The sequence below is a fragment of the Oceanospirillum sanctuarii genome (assembly GCF_002150805.1).
Taxonomy (GTDB): Bacteria; Pseudomonadota; Gammaproteobacteria; order Pseudomonadales; family Halomonadaceae; genus Oceanospirillum; species Oceanospirillum sanctuarii.
In genome coordinates, this window is the sequence record NZ_MTBA01000004.1 from 940,275 (window position 1) to 956,456 (window position 16,182).

General features: G+C 46.5%; 14 protein-coding genes and 2 tRNA genes. 11 read left to right on the forward strand and 5 right to left on the reverse strand.

What is annotated here, in order from left to right; translation table 11 throughout:
• Positions 1 to 10: 10 nt before the first annotated feature.
• The 4 genes from secD to queA all read right to left on the reverse strand — a co-directional run bounded on the left by secD (position 11) and on the right by queA (position 5,066).
• Positions 11 to 1,861 (reverse strand): protein translocase subunit SecD, encoded by a 1,851-nt coding sequence (gene secD / locus BV405_RS11305; protein ID WP_086480940.1) that lies wholly within the window; start codon positions 1,859 to 1,861, stop codon positions 11 to 13.
• A 75-nt stretch (positions 1,862 to 1,936) separates the two neighbouring features.
• Entirely contained in the window at positions 1,937 to 2,269 is a 333-nt protein-coding gene (gene yajC, locus BV405_RS11310) for a preprotein translocase subunit YajC (RefSeq protein WP_086480941.1), read from the reverse strand.
• A 450-nt stretch (positions 2,270 to 2,719) separates the two neighbouring features.
• Positions 2,720 to 3,838, reverse strand: coding sequence for a tRNA guanosine(34) transglycosylase Tgt (gene tgt / locus BV405_RS11315; RefSeq protein ID WP_425435137.1), 1,119 nt, complete (start codon positions 3,836 to 3,838; stop codon positions 2,720 to 2,722).
• 160 nt (positions 3,839 to 3,998) lie between these two features.
• Complete coding sequence (gene queA, locus BV405_RS11320; RefSeq protein ID WP_086480943.1) at positions 3,999 to 5,066, reverse strand: tRNA preQ1(34) S-adenosylmethionine ribosyltransferase-isomerase QueA; 1,068 nt, start codon at positions 5,064 to 5,066, stop codon at positions 3,999 to 4,001.
• Positions 5,067 to 5,305: 239 nt separating this feature from the next.
• Between queA and BV405_RS11325 the strand changes: the two genes are divergently transcribed.
• From BV405_RS11325 to BV405_RS11355, 7 genes are all read left to right on the forward strand, one after another.
• A tRNA-Leu gene (locus tag BV405_RS11325) sits at positions 5,306 to 5,392 on the forward strand.
• Between the two features lie 492 nt (positions 5,393 to 5,884).
• A complete protein-coding gene (locus BV405_RS11330; protein WP_086480944.1) occupies positions 5,885 to 7,594 on the forward strand; it encodes a M48 family metalloprotease in 1,710 nt (569 codons plus the stop codon).
• Between the two features lie 70 nt (positions 7,595 to 7,664).
• The gene (locus tag BV405_RS11335) at positions 7,665 to 8,855 is read left to right on the forward strand and encodes a site-specific integrase (protein WP_086480945.1); all 1,191 of its coding nucleotides are present in this window, start codon (positions 7,665 to 7,667) and stop codon (positions 8,853 to 8,855) included.
• An 87-nt stretch (positions 8,856 to 8,942) separates the two neighbouring features.
• A complete protein-coding gene (locus tag BV405_RS11340; protein ID WP_140054570.1) occupies positions 8,943 to 9,302 on the forward strand; it encodes a hypothetical protein in 360 nt (119 codons plus the stop codon).
• A complete protein-coding gene (locus tag BV405_RS11345) occupies positions 9,295 to 9,603 on the forward strand; it encodes a YkvA family protein (protein ID WP_086480947.1) in 309 nt (102 codons plus the stop codon). Before BV405_RS11340 ends, BV405_RS11345 begins: the two co-directional genes overlap by 8 nt.
• 67 nt (positions 9,604 to 9,670) lie before the next feature.
• Positions 9,671 to 10,249, forward strand: a complete 579-nt coding sequence (locus BV405_RS11350) for a hypothetical protein (RefSeq protein ID WP_086480948.1) — start codon at positions 9,671 to 9,673, stop codon at positions 10,247 to 10,249.
• A gap of 68 nt (positions 10,250 to 10,317) precedes the next feature.
• Positions 10,318 to 10,755: a DUF2787 family protein gene (locus BV405_RS11355; RefSeq protein ID WP_086480949.1), complete on the forward strand. Its 438-nt coding sequence runs from the start codon at positions 10,318 to 10,320 to the stop codon at positions 10,753 to 10,755.
• 77 nt (positions 10,756 to 10,832) lie between these two features.
• On the opposite strand, the gene BV405_RS11360 is transcribed toward BV405_RS11355, so the two are convergent.
• Entirely contained in the window at positions 10,833 to 11,723 is an 891-nt protein-coding gene (locus tag BV405_RS11360; protein WP_086480950.1) for a restriction endonuclease, read from the reverse strand.
• A gap of 431 nt (positions 11,724 to 12,154) precedes the next feature.
• Between BV405_RS11360 and BV405_RS18120 the strand changes: the two genes are divergently transcribed.
• The 4 genes from BV405_RS18120 (at position 12,155) to BV405_RS11375 (ending at position 16,160) form a co-directional block, all read left to right on the forward strand.
• Positions 12,155 to 12,529, forward strand: a complete 375-nt coding sequence (locus tag BV405_RS18120) for a DUF4113 domain-containing protein (protein ID WP_425435138.1) — start codon at positions 12,155 to 12,157, stop codon at positions 12,527 to 12,529.
• A 9-nt stretch (positions 12,530 to 12,538) separates the two neighbouring features.
• Positions 12,539 to 15,187 carry a hypothetical protein gene (locus BV405_RS11370; protein ID WP_086480952.1) on the forward strand — a complete coding sequence of 883 codons (2,649 nt, stop codon included), beginning with the start codon at positions 12,539 to 12,541 and terminating at the stop codon, positions 15,185 to 15,187.
• Between the two features lie 259 nt (positions 15,188 to 15,446).
• Positions 15,447 to 15,527 (forward strand) — tRNA-Leu (locus BV405_RS17685).
• Between the two features lie 216 nt (positions 15,528 to 15,743).
• Positions 15,744 to 16,160: a GNAT family N-acetyltransferase gene (locus tag BV405_RS11375; protein WP_086480953.1), complete on the forward strand. Its 417-nt coding sequence runs from the start codon at positions 15,744 to 15,746 to the stop codon at positions 16,158 to 16,160.
• The last annotated feature ends 22 nt before the right edge of the window (positions 16,161 to 16,182 follow it).

A 16,182-nucleotide genomic window follows, 5' to 3' on the forward strand; every position in this document is an offset into this window, starting at 1 on the left:
TTTGAACCGCTCAGATCGACAGCTTCTTCAGCTGGCGGCCACCATAAATCAGATTCACCTGCGCACGGGTTACCATAATGGCGGTAAACATGGAGGTGAGAATACCCAGCGACAGAGTCACTGCGAAACCTTTAACCGGCCCCGTGCCCACTGCGAACAGAATCACAGCAACCAGCAAGGTGGTCAGGTTGGCATCAAAAATGGTGACAAACGCCCGCTCGAAACCGGCATGGATCGCCATCTGTGGCGACTGGCCGTTCTGCATCTCTTCTTTAATACGGGAGAAGATAAGCACGTTCGCATCCACCGCCATACCCAGCGTCAGTACGATACCGGCAATACCCGGGAGAGTCAGCGTCGCGGACATCATGGACATCAGCGCAGCCAGCAGGATCAGGTTAACCGTCAGAGCGACGTTAGCAATCAGACCGAACACACGGTAGAAAGCCAGCATAAAGATCACAACCAGTGCCATACCGATCTGAACCGAGGTCACGCCCAGTTCAATGTTCTCTTTACCCAGACTAGGACCAATGGTGCGCTCTTCCACAAAGTAGATAGGTGCTGCCAGAGAACCGGCACGCAACAACAGAGCCAGCTCAGAGGATTCACTTGGGGAATCCAGACCGGTAATACGGAAGCTGTTACCCAGCGCGCTCTGAATGGTTGCCAGTGAGATGATGTGCTTTTCAACGTACGGCACACGCTTCTCAACTTTCTCGCCTTCAACCTCTGCGATGTGAGTCTTAACCTTATGCTCCACGAACAGCACCGCCATACGACGACGGATGTTGTTACGGGTTGCACGGTTCATCAGCTTACCGCCCTGGGTATCCAGATCGATATTTACCTGTGGACGACCGTTTTCATCAAACGCAGACTGAGCATTGGATACGCTGTTACCGGTAATGATGATGTCACGCTCAAGAACCGCACGACGGTTTTCATTATCTCGGAACGGGTACTCTTCAGTATCCAGAACGCTGGCATCTGAACTCGCTTCCAGACGGAACTCCAGGTTTGCAGTTGCACCCAGAATACGTTTCGCTGCTGCTGTATCCTGTACACCCGGCAGTTCGATCACGATACGGTTACGGCCCTGACGCTGAACCAGAGGCTCAGAAACACCCAGCTCGTTCACACGGTTACGCAGGGTCGTTAAGTTCTGCTTAACCGCGTAATCCTCAATATCACGAGCCGCCTGTTCAGACAGCGTCAGATCCAGGAACAGCTCTTCACCCTCGGTGCGCTCGGTCTGAACAAAGTCAGAGAACTCTTTACGCAGCAGGGATTTGGCCTGATCCAGATATTCTTCATTGGTAAAACGAATGCTGATCACACCCTCTTCACGGGTGATACGGCGATAACGCAAACGCTCGCTACGCAGCAGCGTTTTCATCTCGCTGATATAAACTTCGTTACGCTGCGCCAGTGCTTCCTTCATATCCACTTCCATCAGGAAGTGCACACCGCCACGCAGGTCCAGACCCAGTTTCATCGGGCCGGCACCCAGATCCACCAGCCACTGAGGCGTGGTTGGCGCAAGGTTCAGAGCAACAACAAAGTCCTGGCCCAGAGCTTCCTGAATCAGGGTCTTGGCCTTCAGCTGGTCTTCGTCATGCTTAAAACGGATGATGCCGTTGTTGTTCTCAATCTCTTCGCCAAAGTATTCGATGCCGGCTTTATCAAGGGCACGGGTTACCTGGCTGATATGACGTTCACTAATTTGTACAGAGCCACGTTGCGGGGTCAGCTGTACGGCAGGATCATCCGGATACAGGTTTGGCAGCGCGTAAACAACGCCCATAGCCACAACCACAAGAATCAGCAGATATTTCCAGAGGGGATATTTATTGATCATGAGCTGTTACGTTCCTTAAAACACCCGCTCGTAAAACCGATACTGCCGGCAGATGCCGGCAGTATCGGGATGTACTTAGATAGACTTGATCGTGCCTTTAGGCAGAACAGCGACTACAGACGCTTTCTGTACATTGACTTCAGTGCCTTCGGCTACTTCCATCACAACGAACTCGTCAGAAACTTTAGTGATACGGCCAACCAGACCACCACCAATTACCACTTCGTCACCTTTAGCGATGCCGGATACCAGCTCACGGTGCTCTTTGGCACGCTTGCTTTGCGGACGCCACAGCATGAAGTAGAAAATAACCACGAAACCAACCAGCAGGAAGATCTGGCTCATTGCACTTGGATCAGCTGCTGCCGCGCCACCTTCAGCGAACGCTGGAGAGATAAAAAAGCTCATTGATGAGTCCTCTATTATTTTTACTAATGTTTAGGATTGCGAATCTTACTTAATAATCGCTTCGGATCTTTCCTGTTTTATTCAAAACCAGACCCGGTCAATATCTGACCCGATCAGACAGGATCAAGATCCGGCGGTCTGTTCTTCAAGCTGTTTGCAGACAACTGACTGGCAACATCCGGCTATCTGCCTGAGATGCGGCCAATTCCTGTAAATACAAGGGCAGCTCCTCCGGCTTAATGACCGGACATGAGCCGCCCCTGGGTTATAACAGCGATCAAGTTATAACAGCTTGATCGAATAACAGCTTGATTGAGTTATAACCGCTTTATATTACGGCTACGTACTCTACAGGCCTGCAATACAGCCGAACCGGATTCGGACAACACTTGTCACCACCAGTTCCCTTACCGCTTTCGGGTAGAGGCCTAAACCGCTACGACCGAGAAATTACTCTGCTAATTCAGGCACTTCCCGGCCCAGACGGGCGTAGAAGGCACTGACAAAGTCGTCCAATTTACCCTGTTCAATAGCATCACGCAAACCAGCCATCAGACGCTGGTAATAGCGCAGGTTATGGATGGTATTCAGCTGAGCACCCAGCATCTCTTTACACTTATCCAGATGATGCAGGTAGCTGCGGCTGAAGTTCTGGCAGGTGTAGCAGTCACACTCTTTTTCCAGCGGGCTGTCATCGTGACGATGTACCGCATTACGGATCTTGATTACACCATCAGCAGTGAACAGGTGGCCGTTACGGGCGTTACGGGTCGGCATCACGCAGTCGAACATATCGACACCACGACGCACGCCTTCCACCAGATCTTCCGGCTTACCCACACCCATCAGATAGCGGGGACGATCTTCCGGCATTCTCGCTGGCAGGTAATCCAGTACCTTGATCATCTCGTCTTTCGGCTCACCTACCGACAGACCGCCAATAGCGTAACCGTCAAAACCGATATCGGTCAGGCCTTTCAGAGAGACATCACGCAGATCTTCATACATACCGCCCTGAATAATGCCAAACAGTGCAGATGGGTTATCGCCGTGAGCATCCTTGGAGCGTTTTGCCCAGCGCAGGGACATCTCCATGGAGTCTTTGGCTTCTTTGTGCGTTGCCGGATACGGGGTGCACTCATCGAAGATCATCACGATGTCGGAACCCAGATCACGCTGAACCTGCATGGAGCGCTCTGGATCGATAAAGACTTTTTCGCCATTAACAGGAGAACGGAACTCAACACCCTTCTCGCTGATCTTGCGCATCGCACCCAGACTGAACACCTGAAAGCCGCCGGAGTCAGTCAGAATCGGGCCTTTCCACTGCACAAAGTCGTGCAGGTCGCCGTGCTTCTTCACCACTTCAGTGCCCGGACGCAGCATCAGGTGGAAGGTGTTACCCAGAATGATCTCAGCACCAATCTCTTCGATATCACGGGGCAGCATGCCTTTAACCGTGCCGTAAGTGCCCACAGGCATAAAAGCAGGGGTCTGTACCTTACCGCGTGGGAAAGTCAGTTCACCACGGCGAGCCTTACCATCAGTGGCTTTCAGCTCATACTTCATAAAACATTCACGAGACATAGCAAAATCCAAGGGGCAAAACGCCCGTCTGTTAAGTGTTTCCGGCAGGTTCGCTGTTAATCAGCGTCCGCCGCATTGCGAGGGTTTATCCGCTATGTCACCTCGCGGAAAAACCGGTCGCGCTTTAGATCGTTTTAAAACCTTACTGGGCGCTAGGCGGCAGATCCGGATCCGGATTGGCGGTGATAAACATGGCATCACCGTAACTGAAGAAACGATACTCTTCCGCTACCGCCTCTTTGTAGGCCTGCATCATCGTCTTGTAGCCTGCCAGCGCACTAACCAGCATCAGCAAGGTGGATTCTGGCAGGTGAAAATTGGTCACCAGCGCATCCACCACCTGAAAACGATAACCCGGGTAGATAAAGATATTGGTATCTGTCTGTACCGGCTCGATCTCACCCGGTGTTGAACTCAGCTTGGCAGCAGTTTCCAGACAACGCACACTGGTCGTACCCACGGCGATCACACGATTGCCACGGGCTTTGGTTGCTTTGATCTGTTCGCAGACTTCCGCACTCACCTGCACAAACTCTGAGTGCATGTGGTGTTCAAAAATATTATCCGCTTTAACCGGCTGAAAAGTACCTGCACCTACATGCAGAGTCACAAAAGCGGTCTCTACGCCTTTATCTGCCAGCGCCTGCAGCAGAGCTTCGTCAAAGTGCAGACCCGCTGTCGGGGCCGCCACCGCACCGGCATTTTTGCCGTAAACCGTCTGATAACGCTCGCGGTCTTCCAGCTCATCTTCACGATCGATATAAGGCGGCAACGGCATGTGACCGATTTTTTCCAGTAGCTCCAGCAGGTCTGCCGCAGGATCAAACTGGATCTCGAACAGAGCATCCTGACGACCCAGTACTTCAACTTCAGAGCCATCCTGCAGAATCAGTTTTGCACCGGCTTTTGGCGAGCGGCTGGAACGGATATGCGCCAGCGCACAGTTCTCTTCCTGCAGACGCTCCAGCAGAATTTCGATCTTACCGCCGGTTTCTTTCTGGCCAAACAAACGCGCCGGAATCACACGGGTGTCGTTAAACACCATCAGATCACCGGGCTGAGCCAGTTCGAGAATATCGGTGAAACGACCATGATGCAGCGACCCCGCCTCACCATTCACCTGCAGCAGGCGACTGGCGGTACGTTCTTTGGTCGGGTAACGGGCAATCAGGGATTCAGGCAGATCAAAAGCGAAATCAGTTCGTAGCATTGGATATCTTCAGAGTTATCTGCAGGAGAAATGAAGACCGGAATATTATCGGAAAGCCGTAATGAAGTCATTGACGGCACTGGAGATTCTTTTATAATGCCCCGCACTGTTGTACAGATAACTTAACATTCAAAGGGTTATCCAGTACGAAGTGCCGGTGTGGTGAAATTGGTAGACACGACGGATTCAAAATCCTTTGTACTATCAAAAGAGCGCTGGCAGAATAGCCCCAAATTAGTGCCAGTGTGATGAAATTGGTAGACATGAGGGATTCAAAATCCCTTGCCAGCAATGGCGTGTCGGTTCGAGTCCGACCACTGGTACCATCTCCTTGATTTACAACGCTTTTCTAGCTTTTCATTTTTCTCTCGACCACACTCAGATTTTTAGTCTTCACGCCTGAATTTTGACATTTAAGCCACTCTGGTACGCTCGCTCTCATTTCCTAAACCGCTTTTCCCTCCGGTCTATTTCCGGGTCATGTGTGCTTTTTTTGTGCGCATTGATATCCTGAAATCTGGTACAAATATCCCAAACTCTCAAAGACTTAGCGCATTAGTGCAGCATTAGCAGCAGACCAGAAACTCCGGTTTTCCGGGTCGTCTCCGGGTCGCTTCCGGTTTTAGGTAGCTTAACCGAAGCTGAGTGCGCCAACTTGCATTAGCAATAAGAAGTATTCATCAGTTAGAATTAAACAAGTAGTTTTAAGGTGTGACACGGAAAGTCGGACTCTTATTGCAAAGGGACTTAAATCACTCTCCCCTAAAGCAGTTCGCTCTCCCTCGTCGCCATCGAGTTTATGACTTCAGGGCTGAACAATGGATAGTAGCAAGCGCTTTACAAAAATCTCCTCAGGTATTGTTTCCGATAGCCAGACTGGTCTGCAGTGGACAACTTTTGTTATCGGCCAAAAGAAAAATGAGTCAGGTGTCTTTTCTGGTGATGCTAAGGCCTTCTCTTGGCGACAGCTCAATGCACTGCTCAAGAAGCTCAATACCGAAAAAGGATTTGCAGGCTACAAAGACTGGCGTATCCCCTCCGCTCAAGAAGTTCAAGAGCTGTTTACAGCGGACTCCAACTCGGAGGTAATCTCTAGTGATGATGATTCAGTATTCTGGACGTCCACCCGTGACAGTGAAGGCATGGCCTTCTCCGCTCAAAAGCCTTTGGCAAGAATTCAAAGCATGCCGTCTACGGAAAAGTTAGCCGTTAGACTTGTCAGATCACAACAAAGCACAACTGAAGATTCCGGTAACATAGAGACACCGCCAACTGAAAGGGCGGATGTCATTTCGAATTTAAAAAGTAATGTAAATCAGGCTCTCAAGCGAACGGCGGCTGATACAGAAGCTCTGCGTGATAAAGGTGTAGCAAAGCTTAAAGATGCAGGGCTGGATCAAAAATTACAGAAGGCTCGGGATAAGGTTGATGAATTAGCCCCTAAAGGACAAAAGATCCTTAAAGACAAAATCGCCTTGCTAACAGATGATACCGAAGAAGAATCAGGGTTACTTGCAAGGTACGATAAGAAAACCAAGCGGATAATTTACTTATATCTTGCGATGGTTTTCCTGTCCGGTTTCTTCTTCATCTACATCATGCAGGTCATCCTCTACATCATAACCTTGTTCAGCGACAGTTCGGAGGGCATGACTTTCTTCGGTACGTTATTCCCTTTCTTTGACGGGGAGTACTACAAAGCCTCGTATTACGCGACTCTGTTCCTAACGCCTGTCATCCTGATTGGTTCTCTTTTTGCGTGGTTCCAAAACTCGAATGGTCGAGCCGTGGCAAAAGCCTTTAATGGTAAAGAGTTAATACCCGGTCACATCAAGAACAAGAAACTCCAAAAACTTGATCTGATGGTTGAGGAAATGGCAAAGCAGGCCAATATACGGAAACCCGCTGTGTTCATCATTAAAGACTCTTCAGTAAACGCCTTTGCAGCGGGTAAGTCTGAAGAAGACTCTATTATTGGTGTTACAACAGGACTGCTACAACGATTTGATCAACAAGAGATACAAGCTGTCGTTGCCCATGAGTTCGGGCATATCATCAATAAAGACGTCAAAATCAGTATGCTCGCTATGGCAGCTGTATTCGGCTTCTCATCAATCGCTGTTGTTGCTCTAGCAATCTGGATGTCTCGCAACCTATTATCCGATGGCAGCACGCAAGGCCGAGCACAACTTTCGTTATGGTTCGGGGCACTAGCTCTTCTCGTTCTTCTAGCGGGAGGTATCATGGCTCTTTGTGGTTTCTTAATGCAGAAAGCGATTTCTAGGCAGCGTGAATTTTTTGCAGACGCGGAGTCCGTAAAGCTTACAGGGTCGAATAAAGGCTTGATATCAGCCCTTGAGAAAATAAGGGATAACACCTATCCAACAGCAGTTGAAAATAAGATGAGCCTGCAATTTTCTCATGCCTTCATTTTTGGAAGTAAGATTTTCAACCTACTTGATACTCACCCTCCGCTTGATGAGCGAATTGAAAGGCTCAAGTCTGAAGATGCCCGAAACGACTTATAGATAATCCCGTAACAAACCGTTTTTCAAACATATATTACTTCTCTGATATCCATTCATTCGGAGGAGGCTTATGGAAAAACGGTTTCGTTTTACCAATGACAAGATCCGTGCGTTACCCCCTAACCCGCCTGATGCCCGTGGTACCGATATGGAGTTTTCCGATTCCGAGGTCATGGGGCTTAAATGTCTGGTGGGCAAATCCGGTAACAAGCGTTGGTTATTGCGCTATCGCAGTCCGTCCGGGAAACGTCGCAGTATTGCATTAGGTCGCTTCCCGGATATGGATGTGGCCTTGGTGCGTAAAGTGGCGCGTAAACAACTCACCCAGATTGCTGAAGGCATTGATCCTTTAGAGGTTCGGGACGAGGTTAAAACACAGCCTACCCTCAGTGAGTTCTTCTGGGACACACACTTCCCGTTGATAAAAACCCGCAACCGTACCTGGAAGCAAGATGGTCAGCGATTCCGTACCTTGGTAGAACCTTACTTGGGTGTGGTGCGATTGGCTGATATAACGGTGGCTCAGGTTCAGCAGTTGCAACTGACCTTATCTCAAGGCGTTAAAGGGCGATCACCGTTAGCCCCTGCTACGTGTAACCGGGCGCTGGCCTTGCTTAAAACCATTGGTGCCCATGCCTTGCGCTTGGGTTTAGTGGAGGTCAATCAGGCCGCTAAGATTCCGTTGTTGCAGGAGAATAATATCCGCACTCGGTTTCTGGATCTGGATGAGTCTAAGCGCTTATTGGTGGCAGCAGCTGAGTTTAAGAACCGTTCGATTGGTGGGCTGGTCGCTATGTTGTTACTGACGGGTTGTCGGGTATCTGAGTTAAGGCTGGCAACCTATAGCAACTTAGACCGTAAGAACCGGGTACTGACGATTCCCCACTACCAAACCAAGAACAAGCAGGGTCGGTTGGTCTATCTAACCGATAAGATGTTGGAGGTGTTGGATTCTGTTCCGCCCAAAGAGGGTAATCCGTACCTGTTTCCGGGGCGGCTTGCCGGAAAGCCCCTTAATAACTTTCGGGTGGCGTTTGATCGGATTCTGCGTGCTGCGGGTATCACTGATGTTGAGAATATCTGTCTGCATACACTGCGCCACACGACGGCCAGTAATATGGTCTCTGCTGGATTGCCGTTAAGTGCGGTCAAAGCACAGCTGGCACACCAGTCGATACAGAGTTCTGAACGCTACGCCAAACTGACCCCGAAGTCCTTACAACAAACCAGTGAACAGGTATCCAAGCTGTTCTCTGATTAACCCTATCCATTTTTAATTTACTCAACCGCGATTAGCCCGATGGCCTCCTTTGGTCATCGGGCTTTTTTACGTCTGGAGGAAAGCTCTATGTTACTGATTAACCGTTGGCCGAAAGTCTCTGACTTTGAATTACCGTCCAAGACGGTGACGGATCTGATGAACCTGTTGAAAGAACCCTTTGAGGATGAAGCAGCGACTCAAAGGGCTTGGCAGGAACTAGGAATCGCCTTGATCGTTATTGGCCCGAATGACTCGCTGAGTACCTTGGAAGCTTTTAGTGATCGTATGGTGGAACAGATCCGCTTCGCTTTGCAGTATCCCGAAACCGAAGATGCGCTCTCGGAGGATTATCAACTGGTACTGGCAATCACCAGTGATAACGGGGGTGGTTTCTATCTGTTGATCCATCGTGAAAGTCCGGTACTGGAGGAGTTGAAGCATGGCTAATTTCTCCACGCAGGAGCTGATGCGTAAGCTCCGTTCAATTCCCGGCATGACTCAGATTACCGATAAGGCCGCGTTGCTGTATGTGGTCTTTGAAGATAGCGACACCCCCCAATGGGTTAAGGCTGCGATTGTGGCAGCTTTGGCCTATCTGATTAACCCCGCTGATGCTGTACCTGATCCCTTACCGGGTGTGGGTTACAGCGATGACCTGACGGTGCTGATTGGTGCTGTCGGTACGATCAAAGCCTACATCACGGCTCAACACCGAACCCGTGCCCAACAACTGCTGAAACGGCTTTAAAGCCCGTTAAGTTCTGCATTTCACAAGATTCTACCTACTAATAGAAATACTCAAAGGAGGCCATCCAATGGCGACTAAGCGTAATACTGGCAATCAATTCGATGCAAAATCCGATCCTTCCCTGAACGAAGACTCCGTGGAGGTGACGCTTGAAGAAGCCTTAGCGGAAGAAGCTGCTGCGGATGCGGATGAAAAATCCACTAACAGCAGTCCCTCAAAAGTACCTAAAGCCAAAGCCGATACCCCTGATCCCGATGAAGGGTTTACGATCCTCGTTGAAAAGGGTGAAGCGAATAAGATCAGCCCCAATGCTGAGGGTCTTATCTTCTATCAGGTGGCGAAGAAAGATGAGGATGGCAGTCTCTACGTCCGTATTGATAGCAATGAAACCGGAGGCTTACACAGCCGGGAATGGATTGCTTTGACGGACATTATTGAGCTGCTGCGGGGTCAGAAAAGTAATGACTTCAGCACCATCCTGAAATCCGTCATCGTGGGTAAGAGCCGGAACAACACCAGCTTTTTGGCGGGTATTCTGCGTTCCGAAGGCATTGCTCTGATTCAGGCATCACCCGAAGGCATCTTCCTGCACCGTCTGGCGGCTAACTTTGATGCTCAGGCTGAAAAGCTATTAGCCCTCTCTTAACCCATCTAGCTCGTCATACCTTCTCGCTACCAGCCCGGTAGCCCACTTACTTTTCTGGACGTTTTATTATGAGCATTCTGATTATGACAGAAGGCCTTGCTGTGCCTGTTCATCCGAAGCTTGTGGATATTTTGGTATTCCACATGACTCCGATACTGGCGAATGCAAAGGCTGTGACCAATAAGGACAGCATCACGCTGAACTTCCGTGACCCTGACTATTCAGCAGAGTCTGGTGGCTATCATCCCGTTGAGATCAAGCTGACCTATCAGGAACACCAGTGGTATCTCGACTACATCACCGACTTCTCCTACGTTGGACAAGGCTGGGATGTTGAGCTGGCTAAAGAACTGGATTTTGACTTTGCCTTAGAGCGTTGTCAGACCCGTTATTTACCTGAAGTGGATCTGTCTGAGGCAGAAGAGCTGTACCAGCTGTTTGAGACGAACTTCATTGCCTATTACGAAATGGAGGTGTTCACCGTTGTGGTCACGCTGACCCAGTGACCGGAAACCGACAGGAAATGGACAGGAGCAGTACGACTGCTGCTCCTCGGTCATTTTTTTAACTGGCCTCGAATAGATCACAGTTCTTCTGAGTCGAAGAAATCATTATCTAGCCCTTTGACTTCATAGGTGCTTTTTATCTGAACACCAACATTAAACTTATGCATTAAGTCGACCAGTTTCGAACCATCGATGAGTATGATTGTATGATGTGCATCTCGGGCTTTTACTTTAGCTTTTTCATCAAAGTTTGACGTTGTTACAAAAATTCCTTTTCGAGTATCCCCACTCATTGCCCCGATAAAGTTTCTGATATCCGTTTCTCTCACTTTTTGCTCGCTGTATCTCTTTGCTTGGATATATATCTTTTCAAGGCCGAGCTGATCTTCATTGATAATTCCATCAATTCCGCCATCGCCGGATTTAGAGGTCTCAATAAAGTCCCCGTACCCCATCTTTTTGAGCAAGATGAGAATGATTTTTTCAAAAGCATACGGATCGACCTCTTTCAGCCTAATCAGTAACTCATCTTTGACTTCCTGCTCAATCTGATCAAAACCGAGATCAATCAGGTCTTGGGGGCTAGCATCACTATTTTGTAAGTGGCTGCCGCGAGAAGCTTTTTGTTGTTCGGGCTCATAAAAGCTGATGACATCTGACTTAATGTTTCGCAGCGATAATGCTTCCGATGACGTGTTCAGACCTTTTTCTGTAATTTGAACAAACCCTCTCCTCGGATAAACAACAAGCCCCCCTTTCTTAAGGTATGACTTACCCCATGCGATCCTATTTTCGATAACACGTGCACCGCTTTTCGTTGTTTTTTCAAGGAGATCTGAAGGGAGGTCTGAATAGTACTGCTCCTCGACGGCTATCAGCAGATCTCTCCCTTTCATGACGTCACCGTTCTTGAGGACTTCTAATATGGGGAGAAAAGTCTCGTTAAATTTTGGCAGTTCCCTTGTCACTTCAGTGTCCTCATTAGTTATTCAAGACAAACTTCATATATACCCGAAGTTTACATGCTTGAGTTCCAGCTAGGCTAGTGACTGGAAACCGGCAGGAAATGGACAGGAGCAGTACGACACTGCTCCTTGTTCTTTCTTTTTTTACCCGATAAACCGAGTCTTATGTTTAAGCGATACCGAAGTGCGCAAGAATCAGGGTTTACGTCTGAAGGGATTTAAGATCCCTTTAGCCTGGAAGTAGGAATTAGGGGGCTAGAAAAGTACTATTGGGGTGCTAAACACGATGGCATAAGCCCGTAGGGGGTATAGATACGCGATCATCAATCAATGCGAGAGGCCGTATCCAACTATGTTGTTCGCGGTGCCGAGTAGCTCCGGGGTGAACGTCAAACAGCACGTTTACTGACGGTGTTTCTGCGTACCAGTCCGTTCTGGAGAATGAGCCTCAGTATCGCGCGTCTAAGAGTCATACTTTCTCAGTGCCGACTTCGGATACCCGTGAGCTACTCAACATCAGTTCACAGCTTTTACGAGCGGTATGGCGGGACGGCTACCGCTTTGCAAAAGCTGGGATCTTATTGTCTGATTTCTACCCTGAGGGGCCATTTCAGCCTGAGCTGTTCGATACACCAACGAAGCCATCAGATCCACGGTTGATGTCTGTTGTGGACATCGTCAACAGACACAACCGTGGAGGGGTGTTCTTTGCCAGTCAGGGGATTGCACGAACATGGTCTTTTAAACGGTACTACCTTTCGCCAATGTATACAACTCAATGGTCATCACTACCACGGGTCAAACAATGAGGTTTGATAATGAGAAAACATGAAATCAAAAATAAAAACACTAAAGAATTGGAAAAAATATTATCAGACAACAAGCTAAAAACAGGTGTAGATATAGATAAATTAAAGTGCAAGGAAAAGTTCAACATAACTTGCACGGTATGTAACTTTGAGTTCTCAAACTCTCTCGACAATATGCGCAACACCAACAACTATTGTAAAGTTTGTTCATATGCCAAGACGATAACAGAAAAATTCAACTACCACTCGAAAGATCACAATATAATAAACTACGAATACTCTGAAAGTCTTAACCCAGAACTAACTGGAAAAAAAGGAAAACCGCGACATGGAGCTGTAGCAACCATAGTTCATAAAACCTGCGGTACAGAAATCAAACACGAGCTCCACCTTCTTAAGAGTATTTTTACTGAAAGCCATGTTGGCAATGGTATGAGATTATTAAGATGCGACTTCTGCTCTGGAATTGAAGAACTCAATAAAATAGAATTAGAAATAACAAGACTAAAAAAATCCAACCTTATCGAATCCGCGAAAGAAATATGGGGTGATAAAACAAAAATAAAAGCAACCAATGGGGGCTATATAGTAAGTACACCAAGCCTTGAAGGGATTTACCCGAACAATGAGATTCCTGTTCAATCTATAATGCCAAAAAACGTAAAAGGGAGAATTAAAGGCCAATTAGAAGAAGAGTTTATAAGCGAGAAAATGCTATCCAAACTTATAAACGAAGATAAAACACTCATACATAAAACAGAAAAATTAATAGAAGAAGCCAGACTATATGGAGCAGAAATAAAAAACATAGCCTACATACCACCAAAAAATAACAGACTTTATCAAGGAAGCAGTCAGAAAACAAAATACAGAAAACAAGGTGAGTACTACACTATATCAACAGCAAGCGGAAATACCTCTTCATTAAAAACTCCTTTTAGATTGAGAGAGACTCTATTTGGAAGAAAGGAAATAAGAAGAAGCCAAACTCTATTGCTTTGCATTCTAAAAGAATTATTTCCTTACAATGAAGATGGCGACCCTGTCATTTGGGAGGAGAACAATAGAAAGATTCTAGAAAACAACTGGGAGATTGACATAAGAGGTAGTAATTTAATTAAAGAAAACAATGGATTAATGTTCGAATACCAAGGACACCAGTCACACTTAGAATGTATAAAAACCATTACAAGGGACAAGAAAAAAATTGAAATATCAAAAAAACTTGGATACATACTTATAGTAATAAATAGATTTAAAAAGGAATGTGTAACAGCAGCAACAGAGGCTACATTAAGAGCTATAAAAAAACATGAGATGCACCACAAAATATCTCCACTCATAAACAAAAAAATCCAAATAGAAAACATCGATAGAGACTACAAGTCAAGTATAGAAAGAAAAATAAGAGAGGTCTATGATGCAGCTAAAAACATAGAAAAAAGATACAAACACAAGATATTATCAGAAAAAAAATCATTTATAAAAAACGAAGTATTACAGTACAAGTGCGGCAACTGCGGAAGCAATAACAGCATTGAAGCAAAGCATTTCATTACTAAAAACACTGTTTACTGCCCGAACTGCCAACACCAAAAAAATAGTGAATATGCTTGCAATAGAAGAGCAGAAGAATATAAGTCACAACTGAAAAATATCTGGAATGAGATAGATGAAAATATAAAAAGTCAAATTATAGAAAAACCAAAATCATCAACTATAAAATGCCCACAGTGCGATAAAGAAGTAAAATTCACTGGTGATAAGAATGCACTATCAAAATGGATACTACATTTTTCAAAGTTTCTATGCCCATACTGCTTAAACAAAGGAAAAATTATATTCACAAATGAAGCTGGTTTAAAGCAATGCATAAAAGCCGAAAAAAAATGTAAAAAAATAATGTCTGAGCTTTCCTTTGGCGACCCTGAAAAATGGTACAATCACATAGAATTTGACAATGAAAAAAATGAAGTTATTTTAACCATTGAATGTAACAATGGCCATATATCAAAACACCCGCCTAGGAAATGGACTCAAATATTAAATTCAAAGAAGCGAAATATAATTGACAGTTACTGTAGTCATTGCCATGAAATATCACATGGATCATCATACGATGACGGCGTCCACTTAGAAAGGCTAAAAAAGTTCCATCCAAGTGCATACTTCATACATGAAAGGAGAAATGGTTTTTTTAGAGCTTCGTGTGGTGAACACTCGAAAATCGGTGAATTCGATTTTGAGCACCCTGAGTTTCATATTGACCCCCATATTTTGGGCCACCGATTTAGAAAATACAGCCGTGGGGAGACATCGTTTTGCTACATGTGCTCCTTAGAATTCTCATGGCAACTTCCGGGTGGTAAGAAAACAATGTCGTCAATTAACTTGAGATTAAAACATCGTGCAGCATTTATTGCCGATATGTTGGGCGAGCATTCCATTGAAAACGCTTCATTAAGAAAAACTAAAAATTTGTACGAAGAGGATGTTACCTCAAGTGAAACTATTATATTTCAGTGTCATGACGTCAATCATCCAACTATTAAGACGACATTTAACAACCTATTTAACAGACATAAGCCCGGCTATTGCAAAATCTGCTTAGCGAAAGTTTTCGTTTCAAGGTTTTCTGATCTTACAAACAAATACTAATAATGGCTTAGATAGCAGTAAATTTTCTGTCGAAACTGTTTGCCTGCCCCTCCCTTGCTTTGACGTAAGCCCGTAGGGGTATAGATAGAGAGTCAGCGCCAATCTTTTGTAGATCGTTTTTCTGCGGTCTCGGTCTCGATCCTGTCTGTTCGGCCTCCCCTCTAAAACTATCAGTAGCATGTAAAGGTATCTCGGGGCTTCTGCCCCGTGCCCCATGGTGAGACGCTGGACGGAAAAAAACCTGAACGCCTAAGTAGTTACCGCTTAGTGATAGTAGCTACCACGGATTCAAAATCCGTTGCCTCACGGCGTGGCGGTTCGAGTCCGCCCACCGGTACCACTAAATTCCTCAACAAAAGCTCACAGCAATGTGGGCTTTTGTTGTTTCTGGGCCACATAAAATCCGTGCCCATACTCGCCCGCCTTTAATCACAAAGTGCTATGCGCAGTTAATGACGATTCGTTATCTGTCCTACCGCTACCCACCAAGATATATATCAAGCCGCCGACCTTTTAACGATCATGATCTGAACCATGGAGAGGATGACGCTGAACGATGCATATTGAAGTAATCACAGAGCCAACACACGAAGAGATCCAGAGTGTCATTGACGGAGTTAACCGTCATAACGCGCCGCACTTTGCAGCGATCCGAAGCCAGGACTTCACCTGTTTTGTGTACGATGATAATGGTGAAAAATCCGGAGGCTTGTATGGCGAACTTTGGGGAAACTGGTTGCTGGTTAAGTATCTCTGGGTCAGTCCGGGGTCAAAAGGAAAAGGCCTGGGGCGCGAGCTTCTGCAGAAAGCGGAAGCCTTTGCAATAGACAAAGGCTGCCACTCTGTCTTTCTCGATACCTACAGCTTTCAGGCTAAGCCTTTTTATGAAAAGCAAGGCTATAAAGTCGAGATGGCACTAACACAATATCCGGTAACAGATACCCGTTACTACTTAAGAAAGACGCTGAAATAAACTCAGCCCCCGTTAACTGATG

What these genes read in the sequence shown, in the direction of transcription:
- BV405_RS11350 (WP_086480948.1), top strand. Translation starts at nt 9,671, where the DNA reads ATGGCGACTAAGCGTAATACTGGCAATCAATTCGATGCAAAATCCGAT.
- BV405_RS11375 (WP_086480953.1), top strand. Translation starts at nt 15,744, where the DNA reads ATGCATATTGAAGTAATCACAGAGCCAACACACGAAGAGATCCAGAGT.
- BV405_RS11335 (WP_086480945.1), top strand. Translation starts at nt 7,665, where the DNA reads ATGGAAAAACGGTTTCGTTTTACCAATGACAAGATCCGTGCGTTACCC.
- yajC (WP_086480941.1), bottom strand. Translation starts at nt 2,269, where the DNA reads ATGAGCTTTTTTATCTCTCCAGCGTTCGCTGAAGGTGGCGCGGCAGCA.
- BV405_RS11355 (WP_086480949.1), top strand. Translation starts at nt 10,318, where the DNA reads ATGAGCATTCTGATTATGACAGAAGGCCTTGCTGTGCCTGTTCATCCG.
- BV405_RS11370 (WP_086480952.1), top strand. Translation starts at nt 12,539, where the DNA reads ATGAGAAAACATGAAATCAAAAATAAAAACACTAAAGAATTGGAAAAA.
- BV405_RS11340 (WP_140054570.1), top strand. Translation starts at nt 8,943, where the DNA reads ATGTTACTGATTAACCGTTGGCCGAAAGTCTCTGACTTTGAATTACCG.
- secD (WP_086480940.1), bottom strand. Translation starts at nt 1,861, where the DNA reads ATGATCAATAAATATCCCCTCTGGAAATATCTGCTGATTCTTGTGGTT.
- queA (WP_086480943.1), bottom strand. Translation starts at nt 5,066, where the DNA reads ATGCTACGAACTGATTTCGCTTTTGATCTGCCTGAATCCCTGATTGCC.
- tgt (WP_425435137.1), bottom strand. Translation starts at nt 3,838, where the DNA reads ATGAAGTATGAGCTGAAAGCCACTGATGGTAAGGCTCGCCGTGGTGAA.
- BV405_RS11330 (WP_086480944.1), top strand. Translation starts at nt 5,885, where the DNA reads ATGGATAGTAGCAAGCGCTTTACAAAAATCTCCTCAGGTATTGTTTCC.
- BV405_RS11345 (WP_086480947.1), top strand. Translation starts at nt 9,295, where the DNA reads ATGGCTAATTTCTCCACGCAGGAGCTGATGCGTAAGCTCCGTTCAATT.